15 protein-coding genes are annotated in these 16,290 nt (G+C 61.8%); 6 read left to right on the top strand and 9 right to left on the bottom strand.

Annotated features, from left to right (window positions below):
* Positions 1 to 101 precede the first annotated feature (101 nt).
* Both msrA and RhoBH5_RS22930 read right to left on the bottom strand, forming a co-directional pair.
* Entirely contained in the window at positions 102 to 815 is a 714-nt protein-coding gene (gene msrA, locus RhoBH5_RS22935; RefSeq protein ID WP_020905733.1) for a peptide-methionine (S)-S-oxide reductase MsrA, read from the bottom strand.
* On the bottom strand, positions 754 to 1,932 hold the full coding sequence (locus RhoBH5_RS22930; RefSeq protein ID WP_270008831.1) for an acyltransferase family protein: 1,179 nt from the start codon (positions 1,930 to 1,932) through the stop codon (positions 754 to 756). Before RhoBH5_RS22930 ends, msrA begins: the two co-directional genes overlap by 62 nt.
* A 260-nt stretch (positions 1,933 to 2,192) precedes the next feature.
* On the opposite strand from RhoBH5_RS22930, the gene RhoBH5_RS22925 reads away from it, so the two are divergent.
* Positions 2,193 to 2,816 (top strand): superoxide dismutase, encoded by a 624-nt coding sequence (locus RhoBH5_RS22925; protein ID WP_270008830.1) that lies wholly within the window; start codon positions 2,193 to 2,195, stop codon positions 2,814 to 2,816.
* On the opposite strand, the gene RhoBH5_RS22920 is transcribed toward RhoBH5_RS22925, so the two are convergent.
* From RhoBH5_RS22920 to RhoBH5_RS22905, 4 genes are all read right to left on the bottom strand, one after another.
* Positions 2,813 to 4,162, bottom strand: coding sequence for a hypothetical protein (locus tag RhoBH5_RS22920; RefSeq protein ID WP_270008829.1), 1,350 nt, complete (start codon positions 4,160 to 4,162; stop codon positions 2,813 to 2,815). The genes RhoBH5_RS22925 and RhoBH5_RS22920 overlap by 4 nt on opposite strands.
* 43 nt (positions 4,163 to 4,205) lie before the next feature.
* Complete coding sequence (locus RhoBH5_RS22915) at positions 4,206 to 5,354, bottom strand: AI-2E family transporter (RefSeq protein WP_270008828.1); 1,149 nt, start codon at positions 5,352 to 5,354, stop codon at positions 4,206 to 4,208.
* A 4-nt stretch (positions 5,355 to 5,358) separates the two neighbouring features.
* On the bottom strand, positions 5,359 to 5,931 hold the full coding sequence (locus RhoBH5_RS22910; protein WP_042453221.1) for an HdeD family acid-resistance protein: 573 nt from the start codon (positions 5,929 to 5,931) through the stop codon (positions 5,359 to 5,361).
* A 156-nt stretch (positions 5,932 to 6,087) separates the two neighbouring features.
* Entirely contained in the window at positions 6,088 to 7,437 is a 1,350-nt protein-coding gene (locus tag RhoBH5_RS22905) for a DUF1254 domain-containing protein (protein WP_003944160.1), read from the bottom strand.
* A gap of 165 nt (positions 7,438 to 7,602) precedes the next feature.
* Here RhoBH5_RS22905 and RhoBH5_RS22900 point away from each other — a divergent pair, with 165 nt between their 5' ends.
* Positions 7,603 to 8,130, top strand: a complete 528-nt coding sequence (locus tag RhoBH5_RS22900; protein WP_003944138.1) for a hypothetical protein — start codon at positions 7,603 to 7,605, stop codon at positions 8,128 to 8,130.
* A 294-nt stretch (positions 8,131 to 8,424) separates the two neighbouring features.
* Positions 8,425 to 9,138, top strand: a complete 714-nt coding sequence (locus RhoBH5_RS22895; RefSeq protein ID WP_058227350.1) for a TMEM165/GDT1 family protein — start codon at positions 8,425 to 8,427, stop codon at positions 9,136 to 9,138.
* A 3-nt stretch (positions 9,139 to 9,141) separates the two neighbouring features.
* Here the strand turns inward: RhoBH5_RS22895 and RhoBH5_RS22890 are convergent, their stop codons facing one another.
* Positions 9,142 to 10,176, bottom strand: coding sequence for an Lrp/AsnC family transcriptional regulator (locus RhoBH5_RS22890; protein WP_054827770.1), 1,035 nt, complete (start codon positions 10,174 to 10,176; stop codon positions 9,142 to 9,144).
* A gap of 99 nt (positions 10,177 to 10,275) precedes the next feature.
* Between RhoBH5_RS22890 and RhoBH5_RS22885 the strand changes: the two genes are divergently transcribed.
* Genes RhoBH5_RS22885 through RhoBH5_RS22875 form a run of 3 tightly spaced genes read left to right on the top strand, consistent with a single transcriptional unit; the run spans position 10,276 to position 14,245 of the window.
* The gene (locus RhoBH5_RS22885; RefSeq protein WP_270008827.1) at positions 10,276 to 11,484 is read left to right on the top strand and encodes an MFS transporter; all 1,209 of its coding nucleotides are present in this window, start codon (positions 10,276 to 10,278) and stop codon (positions 11,482 to 11,484) included.
* A gap of 13 nt (positions 11,485 to 11,497) precedes the next feature.
* Complete coding sequence (locus tag RhoBH5_RS22880; protein WP_042920611.1) at positions 11,498 to 12,760, top strand: amidohydrolase; 1,263 nt, start codon at positions 11,498 to 11,500, stop codon at positions 12,758 to 12,760.
* A gap of 33 nt (positions 12,761 to 12,793) precedes the next feature.
* Complete coding sequence (locus RhoBH5_RS22875; RefSeq protein ID WP_030535850.1) at positions 12,794 to 14,245, top strand: amidase; 1,452 nt, start codon at positions 12,794 to 12,796, stop codon at positions 14,243 to 14,245.
* A gap of 12 nt (positions 14,246 to 14,257) precedes the next feature.
* Here the strand turns inward: RhoBH5_RS22875 and RhoBH5_RS22870 are convergent, their stop codons facing one another.
* Together RhoBH5_RS22870 and RhoBH5_RS22865 are read right to left on the bottom strand one after the other, a co-directional pair.
* Entirely contained in the window at positions 14,258 to 15,271 is a 1,014-nt protein-coding gene (locus RhoBH5_RS22870; RefSeq protein ID WP_063315277.1) for an ABC transporter substrate-binding protein, read from the bottom strand.
* A complete protein-coding gene (locus RhoBH5_RS22865) occupies positions 15,268 to 16,290 on the bottom strand; it encodes an ABC transporter substrate-binding protein (RefSeq protein WP_209910815.1) in 1,023 nt (340 codons plus the stop codon). Before RhoBH5_RS22865 ends, RhoBH5_RS22870 begins: the two co-directional genes overlap by 4 nt.

Genomic DNA, 16,290 nt, shown 5'->3' with positions numbered 1-16,290 from the left:
GTTCTCTCGACGACACACTCTTACATCGAGATTCCCTTTGTTTCGATCTAGTTGCAAGTGTTAACGAGCTGAATCACATGTGTCCTCCAACACCTGTCCAGTTATTCGCTCGGCGGAAGGATGTCCGTCTGCGCCGGAACCTGATCCTGACGGAGCAATCCGACCGGGCAACTGACGCCCGTGGCATGCACCGGGCAGTAACCGCCGGGATTCTTCGCCAGATACTGCTGGTGGTAATCCTCCGCGTAGAAGAAGTCGCGCAGCGGGCCGATTTCGGTGGTGATCGCTCCATATCCGGCTTCGGCAAGCCGTTCACCGAAAGCGACGGCCGACGCATGAGCGATTTCTTCCTGCTCCGCGGACGTCGTGAAGATCGCCGAACGGTACTGCGAGCCCTGGTCGTTACCCTGACGCATCCCCTGCGTCGGATCGTGGTTCTCCCAGAAGTGCGCCAGGATCTGCTCGTAGGAGATCACTGCGGGATCGAAGACCACCAGCACGACTTCGGTGTGACCCGTACGTCCGGAGCACGTCTCTTCGTACGTCGGGTTGGGCGTGAAGCCGCCCGCATAACCCGCAGCGGTCGTGTACACGCCGGGAAGCTGCCAGAACTCCTTCTCGGCGCCCCAGAAACAACCCATCCCTACGACGACCGTCTGCAGTTCGGCCGGAAACGGCGGCGTCAGCGGATGCCCGTTGACGTAGTGCGCGGTCGGAACCGGCATTTTCTGCTCTCGGCCCGGGAGTGCGTCCTCAGGCGCGATCAGCGTGGATTTTGCGGACGCTCGTCCCAGAATGTCGTCGTACCAGCTCATGCTTCGATGCTACGCGCGAGCGAGTGTTTCGCCACGCCGTGATCGCCCGGGCGCCGGGCAGCTCCACCCACCGGTAGCCGATTTCTGCTACCGCGGCCGTGGCCAGAAGGAAGAGCGCAAACGCCAGGGTCGGTCCGACGTACAAAACAGTGTTCTCGACGACGCGGTACAGGATCAGGGTGTGCACGAGATAGATGACGTAACTACGCGTCGAGAGCCACTTCACGACCGGCCAGCGCGTCGGGACGCCGTCGTAGCGGCCGATGAGAACTACCGCTGCGGCGACTACCGAAATGGTCCACAGATAGTGCTCACCGGCCCAGTAGACGCGGAACTGGGTCGCCACGATGATGACGTGCATCTGGACGAGGACGGCCGCGATCAGCCAGCGGCCGGGAGCGAGCTTCGCCCACGCGAGGTACATGATCTGGCCGAGGAAGACGGCCGGCAGCGTCGCGGCGATCTTGGACAGCATCGGCACGGTGTACGGCAGCGGCGCGTAGACGTTGTAGAGCAGCACCAGCGAGCACAGCGCACCACCGGCGAGCGGCATGACGATCGGTCGCAGCCGCAGTATCGGGCGAGCCGCTACACATGCGAGATAAAAGAGGAATTGAACGGTGAGTGTCCAGGTCACTCCCAGAACTGCTACCTCGGGCTTGAGAAAGAATCCGCCGAGAAAAAAGCTCATCAACGCTTCGGTATCGGAAATACCTTCCTGACCGCTGAACATTCCGTTGATTCCGAGGCGGACCAGAAGAATGGCAATCGCGGTCGCCACCCAGAATGCGGGCAGCAGTCGACTGAATCGGTTGGTCAAGAACTTTCCGGGGCCGTCGCGAATCGCGGATCGCGTCACCAGAGCACCGGTAAGCATCATGAATACTGCGACGCCGACAAAAGAGAGGTGCTGGTTGAGTTCGGCAGGCTCGATCAAAACGCCGTAGACGACGTCGATCACCCACCAACCCGAGCCGAGATCGTCGATGACGTAGAAAGAGATGTGGGAGTAGATCACGGCGGCAACCGCCAGGGCTCGCAGCAGGTCAGCGCCCGGAAGATTCACCCGAGGCGCGGCCGCCTCTGGTGATTCCGGGAGGAAAACTGGTGCGGGCATCGCGCAAGTTTAAGGTTCCGTTCACCTTTACGACGAATTTGCGCATATTAGCTTACCCTTAGATCGGGGCAAGTTCGGTGTCCCAAACTTTATTCTTTGGTGATTACTACCTGAGCCGGACTGTTGCGGACGGTGTACGAATGTTATTGGGTGGAAACCCGAAGAATGATTTGCACATACGCGAGTGACGTCACGCCGTGACCGGTGATCGACGCACTCTAAAGCACCAGGGCTCACCAGCCCGCAAAGAAGGGACCCTCGTGTCTGTTTACACGCTGCCGGAACTCCCCGACGACTACGCAGCCCTCGAGCCGCACATCTCGGGCAAGATCATGGAGCTGCATCACGACAAGCACCACGCGGCTTACGTTGCCGGTGCCAACGCTGCACTCGAGAAGCTGGCCGAGGCTCGTGAGAACGACACCATCGCAGCGCAGGCCAACCTGCTCGAGAAGAACCTGGCGTTCCACCTCGGTGGCCACACCAACCACACCGTTTTCTGGAACAACCTCAGCGCTGACGGTGGCGACAAGCCCGAAGGTGAACTCGCCGCAGCGATCGACGACAACTTCGGTTCGTTCGATCTCTTCCGCGCTCACTTCTCCGCGAACGCCAACGCCATCCAGGGCTCCGGCTGGTCCATCCTCGCGTGGGACTCGATCGGACAGCGTCTGATCATCGTCCAGCTCTACGATCAGCAGGGCAACATCTCCATCGGCCTCACGCCGCTGCTGCTCCTCGACATGTGGGAGCACGCTTTCTACCTCGACTACCAGAACGTCAAGGGCGACTACGTCAAGGCATTCTGGAACATCGTCAACTGGAACGACGTTTCGGCTCGCTTCGACCGTGCACGTACCCAGACCGCAGGTCTGATCGTCTAGTCACGCTCTTCTTGCGAACGGCGGCGCCTCACCAGGGGCGCCGCCGTTCGTGTCAGCAGAGCACCACCGAGCAGGACCGTCGTGGCTCCGAAGACCAATGCCAGTGTGCGAGTTCCGGAGTCACCGCTGCTCGCGGTGGTCTGATTCACGGCCACCGGATCCGACAGCACCGAGGTCAGCTGAACCTGCTGCGGGGTGGTCATCGCGGGGATACCGGATTTTGCGCCGTCGAGGCCCGTGACCAGTGACTTGGCGATTCCTTGCAGCGTCGTGAATCCCTGGGTGATCTGATCGGTCACGTCACCGAGCATCTGCGGCGCCTGATCAGCGATGGGAATGAGGCCGTCGTTCAATTGTCCGGCAGCACTGCTCAGTTGATCGCTCGCGCCTTGCAGCTGCCCGACAGCGGTGCGGACTAGATCACCGAGCTCCGTATCGGGCCCGACCGAGCCACCCAACAGCGCCGGAACGGTGCCCAGTTGCGCATTCAGCGCACCGAGATCCGAACTCACACCGGCCAGTTGCGCTGTCACGTCAGGCGGGATCGGAAGGCCGTTCAGCGCAGTCTGCAGCGCGTCGATTCGTGTCTTCAGTTCCGCGGTCGAGGTCGACGCCTCCCCAAGCGTCAGGCCCAGTGAGTCCGCGCGCGTGGCCAGCTCTTCCGCCGACCCCGACGCCTGATCGACAACACCGGACACCTGATCCGCGACGCTCATCAGCTCCAACGCCCCGGACCGTGCGGTCTCGAGGTACGGCAGCAGAGTGCCTGCGCCTGCTTTCACCTGATCGATGGACTTTCCGGCCTCGTTGGTTCCGGCGACCAGAATCTGTGCGGTGGTGAGGTTTTGATCGATCGAGCGTCTGGCGGCCGACGTCTGAGCCAGCAGGCCCTTGATGCCGTCCGCGCCGACCTGCGCCGATACGGCCCGAGTCAACTCGGCCGACTTCTCCGAATCCGAGCCCTTCACCTCGAGGTCGACGCTCGCCTGCCGTGGATCCATGCCGAACATCGACGCGACGGTTTCGCTGAAGTCCTCCGGCACGGTCAACGTCGCGAAGTAGTTCCCGCCGGGGTTGTCGACCACCTGGAAGTCGAAGTCTTCGTTCTTGCCCAACGTGTCCACCAGCGTGTCGCCGGCCCGAAGTTCCTTGCCGTCGAGCGTGGTTCCCGCGTCGGCGTTCACGATCGCGACGGTGTTCGAGGTGTCGGCACCGCCCGCGAAGATCACGAACCCGATCCCCGCCACCGCAGCCGCGACGATCGCGGCCACACCACCGACTGCCAGCCGTCGACCGAGTCGTGACGGCCGGCGATGGGAGTTTTCTGTGGTGTTCTCGGCGCTCATGGGCGAGACGATAAAGCAACAACTTGTAGAAACACTGAGAGCCCTAGCCTGCGGGCGTGGCCGGCTTCTCAGACTCCTCTGGTTCCTCCTTCGGCATGTCCCGAGGGCCACTGATCAGGATGTCGGCCCAGCGCGTGGCTGGGTCGATGTCGAGCAGGACGGCCTTCACCAACAACGAGAGCGGGATCGCCAACAGCGCTCCGAGCGCCCCGAGAACCCACGACCAGAAGACAAGTGAGAGGAACGTCATCGTCACCGACAGTCCGACGGCGTCGCCGACGAACTTGGGTTGGATGATGGACTGGATCACGAAGTTGATGACGGAGTAGACGACGATCACCCACAGCATCAGCCACGGCCCGCCCTGCAACAGTCCCAGGAGCGCCGGTGGAATCACGCCGATGACGAACCCGATGTTGGGGATGTAGTTGGTGATGAAGGACAGCAACGCCCACAGGACGGGCAGCTGAATGCCCATGAGCCACAGCGCGCCACCGTCGAGTACCGCCACGATGAGACCGAAGACCGTCGAGACCACCAGGTATTTGCGAGTTCCGGTGGCAAAGGTGGAGAGCGCGTAGGAGATTTCGGGACGTTGCTCGGACAACACATGCAACCGCGAGCGGATGCTCATGCCGTCGAAGGCCATGAACAGCAACAACGCGAGAATGAACACCAGATCCGACAGGATGCCGAGCAGGCCCTCCAGTCCGCTTTCGAGGACGCCCACAACCTTCGTGAGATCGACACTGCTGAGGGTGCTTTGGATCTGTTCGGTGCTCACTCCGAAGTCGGCCAACTTGTCGCGGCCCTCGTTGAGGAGGTTGGTCATCTCCTCGGAGTACTGCGGCAGGATCGTCGCCAACTGAGCCGTCGACACGATCAACGACGCCGCCAACCCGAGCAGAATCAGGTACACGGTGACCAGTGAGCCCAACATCCCGACCCACTTGGGCCACCCTCGGCGCTGTGACCAATCCTGAATGGGCTGAACGGCAATCGTCAGCACCAGGGCCAGGAATACCGGTCCGAGGATGCCGCCGAACACCTTCATTCCGCCGACGGCGACCACGGTGGCGGCAATACCGAGCAGGACGATCAAACCGCGCGGGATCGACCAGTTCTCACTACCGGACAGCGTGGGGATCGGAGTGGGAGCCTCGACGGCCGGCTTTCCCTTCTTAGAGAACACCGGCTTAGAGAACACCGGCTTCCTTTGCCCGGCTCCTGATCTGGAATGCTCCCACGATCATGAAGAGGCCGAACAGGATTGCGTACCAACCCAACAACCAGATGAGGCTGATGATGCCTTCGCCGGGCGCGATGAGAAGAATGATGCCGAAGATGACAGCAAGCACCGATGCGGCGAGCAACCATCCCCAACTGGATCCGGGCAGCGCCTTCATCTTGAAGGCGCCGACAATTCCGAAGATTCCGAACATGATGGCGTAGAAGGCAATTATGTACAGCAGCACCAGCGCAGTGATGCCCGGCCAGACCAGCGCGACGATGCCGGCTCCGACCGAGACGACGCCCGTGAACACCCACCAACCCCACGAGCTCAGATGCTCGCGGTCCCGAATGGCGCGAACTATCGTGATCAAACCGTCGGCGATGGAGTAGATACCGAACAGGAAAACCAAGGCCACCAGGGTAATTCCCGGCCACACGAGCGCGATGATTCCGAAGATCACGCCGAAGATTCCGCGGATCAGGATCATCCACCAGATCTCTTTGCCGTACTGCACGAACGGATTCTGCGTGACCATCAGTAGCCTCCGAAACAAGCGGGTGTCTCTGACCGATTCAACAGCTCTTCAAACAGGGCAGTACCGACAGATCGTATGACTCCTGTGACCTTTCCGCCCATCGAAACGCGCGGCTGATACCGAGTTGTGCTCTTCGGGTACGAAGCGAGGGGACTTTCAGCCTGCTTCTCGAATACTTGCTTCTCGAATACCGGGCGCAGTCCACGATCCCGACAGCACTGCAGCCTTCGGCCAGTACAGGCGCAGAAAGACGTTGAAGTCGCCGGACGGAGCCGGCAGCCAGTTCCGCTCCTTCTCACCACCAGGGGATTCGTGCTGAAGATAGATGTCGAGGGAACCGTCGTCGGCAAACACCAGATCGCTTCGATCGCCAATCGCGTATCGGTCGATCGGGTTGTCCACGAAGAACTGCCGCTCGTTCATCATCGTGAGCGACCAGAAGCCCTCGACCGGTGGCAGCTCGTCCTTCTCGAAGTGCAGGACGTACTTCTTCGCCCCGGTCAGCGGCTTCCCGTCGACGTCCGTCGTGGCATGCGGGTACACGGCATCAGCGTCGAGATTGGCCCCGAAACCGAGCCAGACGATCAGAGCCCGCTGAGCGTAATGGGTTCCGTAGTGCCCCAAGCCGCGGTGCATCGTCCAGCCGTTCTTCGGACTGCCCTCGGCCTCTTCGGCGATCTCGCTCAGCACGTCCATACCGGTTCGCGCAGCTCTATCGAGGGCATCACGTACCTCCTGCGGACGCGACCTCCAGGGCAAGGAGGAGCCGATTCCTATGTCGGACAGTTGTTTCATCATCTCGGTGTCCTCCGGACGCGGAGGATTGTCGTCGAGAAGTGCGTCGAGTCTGGTGAAGAATGCCTCGCCGTCCATGGCGGCCACCTGGTCCACCGGCGGCGTCCGCGTGTCGACGGCAGGGTTCACCGGCATTTCACCAGGCGTGTAGTCCTGCGGGTCACCCGTCCACTCCGACAGAGGAGTGAGTCGCGTCCGGTCCTGCAGGCTGTGCACTTCTGCCAGGTCTGTTCCCCCCGACGTCGCGTAGCGGGCGACTATCCAGTTCATCGCCGTCGGAGACCGCAGCAGCGTCAAACCCTTGGGCACGTTGCCTTTCCAATTCGGCCCGGCCACCAGGTACGGTCCCCCGGTCCGCCCGACTGTCCGAGATCCCGGAACCGTGAACACGTCGCTCCACGCGTCGAGGATGGGGACCAGCCAGTACCGCGTGCCGAAGTCCGGCAGTGAGAGCACCTGCGGTTCCGTCGAGACGTCCAGCCACCCCGACGAGTAGAGAGTGTCCGCGTTGGGTGAGACGACATCGGTGAAGGTCGCATCCGGCGTCGTACGCGCGTATGCGAACTGGTTGAGCGGGGCTTTCATCGCCACCGGCGAAGGCACCGCCGTCATGACATCCCGCGATACCGCAGCAATCAACAGGGGATATCCGAAGATCCACGCCTGCGTTGCCAGGTCTTCCAGCCGAGAACGGTTCTTCGACAGAGTCATGTCTGCGCATACCACCGCCCTCACCAGCGCAAACCTGGCTGGCACTCTCCCTCTCTTGTGTGCCAGTACCGAATGGGTGCATATTTCGATTACCCAACGAGGTGTGCCGGACCGACGCATGCGCGTCTGCCCGAGATTTGCCCCAGCACCGAGGGAGGAACAGAAATGAACAGAAACGAAGCAATAGGCATTTCTCCGTTCCAAGCCGCTGGGTCTTTGCAGGGGTTCGTCATTTCCGGTCGTTGGCCGGACACCACCCAGGAGTGGGCGCAGCTTCTCGCATTGGCTGTCCGCGTGGCCTCGATGCCAGGTTTGTTGCCGACCACGACGGTCTTCGGGGTCCGTGAAGACGTTCCCGAAGATCCGCAGCCGGGCACCGTCGGTCTGGTGGTCGCCGAAGGTCCGGTACTCGGCGATTTCGCCTTGACACCCGGCCGTTTCTCCGACCATCAGCCACCGGCGCTGATCATGCTGCACCCACCGTCGGAAACCACGCCCAGCCTGCCGGAATGCGAAGGCAGCGCGTCGGGGTGCGTACTGCTGCCAGGCCTTCCCTATCTGGGTTTGGAGCATCGTGCGGCGTGGGTCGAGGCTGAGCCGGACGGCACAGTCGTCTCCATGATCAGTCGTGTCGGCATCGATCCGATCAGCGATCCCGACACCGCTGTTTTGGCCATGCTCCTCGCCTCGTGACGGCCCCGGTAACCGATAAGTTCGGACTCCCAAACTTGCTGTGCGCTTTGCCAATTCGTTTCAGGCGCGCTAACGTGGGCAGCAACGAAGGGGAGTAGCCCCCAATCGCCCGTGTCGACATACTGGTTCGACGCGCTCCGCCTGGTGCGGATCGCGAAGCACCCGGCCTGGCGAACCGAAGGTCCTGTGGCCTCGGTGGGCGAGACCTTCGGCCGGACAAGCGCACCCACTGCGCCTGCCCAGGCCGGAGGCTCGCATTTTTCCTCCGACCTACACCGACCGGAGGAGTAGATCTTGCTTGCCGCAATACTTTTGAGTTTCGGCGTCATTTTTGTCGCAGAACTCGGTGACAAGTCGCAACTGATGGCAATGACGTTTGCCTTGCGCTATCGCTGGTGGGTCGTCCTCGGCGGAATCACCGTCGCCACCACCCTTGTTCACCTCGTCTCGGTCGCCGTCGGCCACTACCTGGGCGTCGCCCTCCCCACCGCGGCGATTTCCATCGTCGGCGGTATCGCTTTCCTGATCTTCGGCCTCTGGACCTTGCGCGGTGACGATCTCACCGACGACGAGCAGAACAAGGCCGGTCGCGTCACGCGATCCGCCTTCATCGCTGTCGCCTCGGCCTTCTTCCTGGCAGAACTCGGCGACAAGACCATGCTCGCCACCATCACCCTTGCCACCGACAACGACTGGATCGGCGTCTGGATCGGGTCGACGGTAGGCATGGTGGCGGCCGACGCTCTCGCCATCATCGTCGGCTCGGTGCTGGGCAAGCACCTTCCGGACGGATTCATCAAGATCGGCGCCGCGGTGCTGTTCTTCGTCTTCGGTGTCTGGCTGCTGCTCGAGGGCATCTTCCCCGACTCGTCGGCCGGCATCATCGGCGGTGGCGTTGTCCTGGCCGTGTCCGTGCTGGGCGCACTGGCTCGGATGATCTGGAAGCGCTCCCGTGCGACCGACTCCGCTACGCACCTCGTCGACGACAATCGGACGCCGATCGACTGACGCTCAGCGAAGAAGGTCGCCGGCACCCCAAATCGCGACCGGCACATGACCTTCTGCCACTCCGCTTGGTCCGAGCAGCTGTCCGAATCGCTTCATCGGGTACAACGAGACACGTCGATCAAGGATCCGCACACTACCGATTCGACGGAGGCGATCCTCGACGACAAGACTCTGCGCGAGACTGCTCAGCCACACGCTGATCAACATGTTCGCTGTTCCGGTGGTCGCTACCAACAATCTGATCTCCGGCCAACTCGACACAAGATTGCCGAGTTCGTCGGTGGAGCCGTCCACAGCGACGTCGAAGATCACTTCGAACGGTGAACCGACAGCCTGTTGCGAGACATCGCAGCGGAAAATCAACTGTTGCGACGCAGTCAGTTGGGCCAAGCGCCGTCGAATCGCAGTCTCGTTCGTTCCACAAATCGCGGCGAGACGCGCATAGCTGGCACGTCCGTCACGGCCGAGCGCCTCCAAGAGTGCACCGTCGGACTTGCGGAACTCTGTCGGATCTGCCGGCACCGCAGCGCCCTTTGTCGATGCCGTTGCCAGCTGAGCCCGACCCGCTTGCCCCAGAGCGCCCGGCTCCCAGCTGAACCCGTCCCGGTACACCTTCACCCCGACCCGGCTTCTGATCGACAGAATTCCAGGATCGGCGGCAAGGTGCTCACACACCAGGGCGTCCAAACTCTTGTGGTCGGCGGCCACGACTCCGACGAAATACTCGTACTCGCCTTCCGTCCTGGCCAACAGATAGGCACAGGAGAGTTGACGTAACCGCTCCCCCACGTCGGCAACGGAATCCTGTGTGGTCCTGATCAGGAGATAGCCGAATATGTGGGTTCGACCGATTGCGACCGCGTTGACCCACGAATGACCGTTCGAGACGAGGCGACGCCACCGGCGGGCGATCGTCGTCGAATCCCTGTCGAGCACTGACGACAACTGCGTCCACGACGCGCGGGGGTTGAGCTGAAGTGCATTGATGATCTCCAGATCAGATTCCGCGATCACGAATGTGTCGGATTCCGGCTTCATCAGGCCAGTATTGCCGGATTACTGCATTCTGGTCGGTGATCCCTGCCTGTTTGCCAAAGATGTGTGAATCACTTCACAGGTTCACCACTTGGAGGCCCAGTGCTTCGCTCCACCAAAGTCACGGTCGCGTTGCTGTTCGTCGCGTACGCGATCGACTACATAGATCGGCTGGCGATCAACCTCGCTCTCCCCTTGCTCGGTGAGGAGTTCGATCTCGACTACTCCCAGCGTGGATTGATCATCTCCACGTTCTTCATTGCATACACGCTGGCCCAACTGCCTGGTGGACTGCTCGCCGATCGATACGGCGCAGTCCGGATGGCTCTGATCGGGTTGGTGGCGTGGAGTGTCTTCACCGGCCTCACTGCCCTTGCCTGGTCGTTCGGGACGCTTCTGGTTGTTCGCTTTCTCTTCGGTCTCGCGCAGGGCGTGTTTCCGGCAGCTGCAGTAAAGCTCGTTGCCGAGCGGAGCATCCCGGAGCAACGTGCCACTGCCACAGGATGGATGAACAGTTCCAACGCCGTCGGTACGCTTCTCGCCATCGTTGTTGCGGCAGCTCTTCTCCCGTTGATCGGCTGGCGTGGGATGTTTCTGGCCGTCGCGGCGCTCGGCGTACTCTCGCTCGTCAGCATCAAGTTGTGGCTCCCGCCGGCACTTCCGGCGGAGATCGACCACGGTCCGGATTCTTCCTGGGACAACATGCGCACCGTACTTCGCTCCCGCGCGATGTGGCTCTTCGCCTTGATGTTCTTCGGATACGACTTCGTGATCTGGGGGATGTCGTCGTGGGTTCCGTCGTACCTCCATGACGAACGTGGAATCGCCCTCTCGAGCGCAAGCCTCCTTCTGATTCCGGCTACCGTGGTGGCCGCCGTGACCACCGTCATCGGCGGGCGAATCTCCGATCGGCTGGCTGGCAACAGTCGTGTCGTCGTGGTGCCGTCCATGCTCGCGTGCATCGTGATGCTCGTTTCGATTCCTTTCGTCTCCAACACGGCCTTGTTCGTCGTTCTCGTCACCCTCGGATCTGCCGCTGCCTCTTTCGCTTTCATGCCGTGTTTTGCACTTCCGCTTCGTAGCCTGCCTTCGTCGGTGGTCGGAGCAGCCTCGTCGATGATCATTTTCGGCGGCATGGTCGCCGGAATAGTCGCGCCGTTGGTATTCGGATTCATCGTGGACCACCTCTCCTGGTCAGCGGCGTTCGTATCTCTCGCGGTCGGGCCTGTCGTGGCGATCGTCGCGGTCATGGCAGCACCACAAACCCGGGAAAAGATGCTGAACCTGGTGCAACTGAAAACCGCCAACTGAAAGAAGATCAACCATGAATCAACTGCTTTCGAATCTCGAGTTCGGAGACCCGTCGCGGTTGCGAACCGTCGAGCCGCACTGGTTCGAGCTCTACCGGGACCTACACGCACACCCCGAGTTGTCCGGCGACGAAACTCGCACCGCCGCAATTGTTGCCGAGGAACTTCGGCGAATCGGTGGCTGGGACGTCACGGTCGGGGTCGGCGGTACGGGTGTCGTCGGTGTTCTCGAAGGGAGCAGCGGTCCGGTGATCCTGCTACGCGCCGACATGGACGCGTTGCCGGTGGCAGAAGACACCGGGCTGTCCTACGCCTCCAGAACTGATGGAGTCATGCATGCGTGTGGCCACGATGTCCACGTAACCGCGCTACTTGCCACGTGCGCAGCACTTTCCGCGGATCCGACATCGATCACCGGGACTGTTGTCGCGGTCTTCCAGCCTGCTGAGGAGACCGGCTCCGGCGCTCGTGCGATGGTCGACGACGGAATCTTCGACCGCTTCCCACGACCGGACCTCTGCCTGGGACAGCACGTGGGCCCGACTCCGGCGGGGATGTTGGTCAGCAAACCCGACATCTTGATGGCAGCATCCGACACGATACGAGTGGTCTTTCACGGCCGTGGTGGACACGCGTCATCACCGTACGCATGCATCGACCCTTTGTTGATGGCAGCGTCTTTCGCGCTGCGCATTCAAAGTCTGGTCGCTCATGAAGCGGCAACCCCGACAGCACCTGTGCTCACGGTGGGAGCCTTGCACGCCGGCACAGCTGCGAACATCATTGCCGACGACGCCGAACTGCTACTCAGCCTGCGAACTTTCAGTGCGTCGTCGCGAGATCACATGCTCGAATCGGTGGGCAGGATCGCTCGCGCAGAAGCTGACGGGGCAGGCGCCACCGACGCGCCGGACGTTCATGCGTACAACGGCTTTCCGGCCACGGTCAACACTCCGGACGCCACGTCCACGGTGATGTCCGACCTGCGACAGGCCGGCTTGGGAATGCATACTCTGTCACAACCACTTTCGGGTAGCGAGGACTTCGGCATCTTCGGCACCGCCGCCCAATGCCCCTCCGTATTCTGGCATTTCGGCGGAACGGCACTTCAAAGTTTCGACGGAACCGCCCTTGCCGCGCTCGCTGAGGGACGGATACCACCCGGCACGCCGTCCAATCATTCACCGCGCTTCGCCCCAGATCCCGCCGCTGCCCTACCCGAAGGTGTCACGGCCATGACCGCAGCTGCACTGGGAGCCCTTGCGCGGAGCGCGTGATTCTCACACAGACTTACCCAGGGAGATAACGTCATGTCAGACGAACTGCACTACCTCAGCGCCACCGAAGCCATTGCTCACTTTCGCGCGCGAGAATTGTCTCCGGTCGAACTGCTACAGGCAATCATCGACCGGACACAGAATTTCGAACCTCACATCAATGCCTTCACCGAAGAGATGTTCGACGAGGCCCTCGCCGGCGCCCGGGAAGCCGAGAGCCGATACCTCGGCCACGGACCCGAACCTCGACCGTTGGAGGGAATTCCGGTAGCTGCCAAGGAAAAACATGCCATTGCGGGAAAGTCTCTGACCGAAGGTTCGCTGGCGGGACGCGGCAACATCGCCCGCGAGAACGCACCGGTGATCGACCGAGTTCTGGCAGCAGGCGGCCTGATTCACGCACGCACGACGACACCGGAATTCTGCGTCGCGGCGTTCACACACTCTCCTTTGTGGGGCGTGACCCGCAATCCCTGGAACCTCGATTACAGTCCCGGCGGCTCATCCGGCGGAGCCGGCGCCGCACTGGCCGCCGGAACTACTACTCTGGCAACAGCATCCGACATCGGCGGGTCGACGCGAGGCCCGGCAGGCTTTACCGGCACCGTCGGTCTCAAGGCCTCGTACGGGCGTATCGCCGGGGTCGCCCCGCTGTCCATGGATTCCTACCGTGGCGACGGTCCGATGGCCCGAACTGTCGACGACGCAATTCTTTTGGCCAACGTTCTGATCGGGCCGGATCCGCGTGACCATTCTTCCCTGAGGCCGGCGATCACGCTGCCACACGAGTACCCGTCGGTCGAGGGAATGCGAATTGCCCTGTGCCTGCGGCTCGGTGACTTCCCCATCGAGCCTGACATCGAGGCGAACACCCGGGCTCTCGCACAGTCGTTGGTCGATGCCGGCGCGATCGTCGAGGAGATCGAGTTGCCGTGGACTCGTGATTCGATGGCAGCAGCGGTGAAAGTCCATTTCGGAACGATCATGGGTGCATCCGTCGCGGAAGTTGCTCGCGTCCACGGTGATCTTCTTGCCGACTACACGCTCGACAACGTCGCGATCACGTCGAAGGGCGCTGCGGAAATGTCATTTCTGGACGGCCTTCGCAAGGAAACCCAAATGCAACGAGAGCTCGCCGAGGCGATGGCTCCCTTCGATGCGCTGATCTGCCCGACTTCGGGCACCATCGCCTTCCCGGCAGGCGAGTCTTTGCTCGACGGCCTCACTGTGGCGGGTCAGCACGTGAATAACACCGCCGAAGCACTTCTCACATTGCCGTTCAACGTCGCCAATCGGTGCCCCGTATTGGCGGTGCCGAGTGGACACGCACACAACGGCGTTCCCACGGGCGTCCAGATCGTCGGCCATACGTACGACGAACCGACCGTGTTCCGGATCGGCAAAGCACTGGAGAAGATCCGCCCGTGGGCATACACCGACCAGCATCAACCGAAGCTGAATGTGGTGACGCCGGCGTCCTCTTGATTGCTGAGGAGATCAGAGCTTGGCTCTGATCTCCTCAGCGATCGGCTGGAACTGCTCGAGGAATGTCAGGGCCCAACCGAAGGACGCGACGCCCTCGTAGTCGAACGAGTACACCTGATCATTCTTGACGGCGCGCAGACGCTGGAAGATGGTGTCGTTCGCCAACTTCTCGTTGATGGGGCCCTTGCCACTGTTCGTGATGATGACGTCGGCCTCGTCGAGTAGCTCCAACTGCTCCCTCGGGAACCACTCGTTGCTGCCGGCGGGAATTGCGAGTGAACGGTCGTTGAACTGGAACCCGGCCTCGCTGATGACCGTCGTCTGATACTTGGTCGGCGAGTACAGCGAGAAACCACTCTCCTCGAAGTACGTGGTGTAGACGACCTTCACCTTGCTCAGCACATCAGCGTTGTCGCTGCGGAACTTGGCGATCCGCGCCTCGTACCGATCTGCCAACTCTTGAACCTTCGCGCTCTGGTTCAGCGCGTCCGCGACTCCGAAGGCGCGCTCCTTCCATGCGTACTGCCCGTCCTCGGCAAAAACCGCGGTCGGTGCGATCGACCGGATCTGCTCGTAAAGATCCGGGTTGTTCTCCGACAGCAGGTTGGTCATCACGATCAGGTCGGGAGACAAAGCCGCTATCGCCTCGGCGTTGGGCTCGTACCAGCGTCCCACCTTCGGGAGAGACCGCAGAGCGGACGCATAGGGTTCCGGGACGCCGTCGGCGTTCTCGTAGTCGACCGGCAATCCGACCGGTGTGAACCCGGCGTCGAACATCGCGGGGCCCGTGTAGTAATCGGCGCTGACCACCCGTTGCGGGTTGGTGGGCACTTCCACCTGCCCCAGAGCCGTGTTGATGGTGCGCATCGAACCCTCGGCCGATTCACCGGAGCTGGTTCCACAGGCCGTGAGCAATCCGATCCCCGCCAAGGCACCGGCTCCGAGGAAACCGCGTCGGGTAAGTGCTGCGGTGATGCGAGCGAATTCGGCATCGGTGTCAGCGCTGGGCAATAGAAGTGATGTCATGAAAGTGCCTCCAAAGCGCCGGTTTCGAGTTCGTTGAGCCAATTGATTGCAGTGCCGTAGTCGGTGACCTGAGTGCTGATTCCGAATACCCGGCCCGAAGCTGCTGCCGGAATGCGGCTCCACAGCGGGCTGGCGAAGACGGATTTCATTCCTGCAGAATCAGTTCCGTTCGGCTGCTTCGGGTAGATGACGACGGTGACGTCCCGCAGCATTTCGAGTTGTTCGAGCGGGAAGGCTTCGAAGCCGGTGGCTGGGCGCAGGTCCGGGATGAATTCGCCGCGGGTCACGTTCAGGTCGGCGAGCATCGCGCCGGTCACTCCGGTTGGATACAGGATGGAGAAGAGCCCTTCCGAACCACCGATAGCAACCTGGGCCCACCGATTCTCGCCAAGCTGCGCGGCGTATTCGGTGCGGATTCGCTCTTGCATCGCCTGATACTTCTCGCGATTCGACGTCAACGCCGAACCCTTGTTGACCGCGTCTGCGACACCCTCGGCGACAGCGCGCCAATCCGATCGGTTCGTGCCCGAATACACCGCTGTCGGAGCAATTTTCGAGAGCTCGCGGAACATGTCCTCGTCGATCTCGTACGCATCGCCGACAATGAGATCAGGCGCGGCAGCCACGACGGCTTCGCGGTTGACCTCGAGGAAAACCCCCACCGTGGACAAGCCGTCGATGAACTTCTGCTGTGTCGGGGTGAACTGGTCGATGTACGCGCTATAGTCGAGCGTCGCGACGGGTCGGGCGCCGACGGCTTGCAACTGCCACGGGGTGTTGTAGGAGACGGCGACGATGCGCTGCGGATCAACGGGAACATCCACGGGTCCGTAATGCGTCTGCACCGTCCGAGTTTCGCCTTCCGCACCGTCACCGCCGTCCTCACTGCTGCATCCGGCGAGGGCGAGCATGGACAGTGCGGCGGCACTTCCGCCCAGAAAGCCGCGCCGGGTCAAGGCCGCGGTGATGCGAGCGAACTCTGCGTCGGTGTCTAGCGTCGGTAACAGGAGAGGTGTCAT

Source organism: Rhodococcus sp. BH5 (genome assembly GCF_027583855.1).
GTDB classification, from domain to species: Bacteria; Actinomycetota; Actinomycetes; order Mycobacteriales; family Mycobacteriaceae; genus Rhodococcus_F; species Rhodococcus_F qingshengii.
Note: the sequence above shows the minus strand (reverse complement) of the source record. Positions and strands in the feature narration are given on the sequence as shown.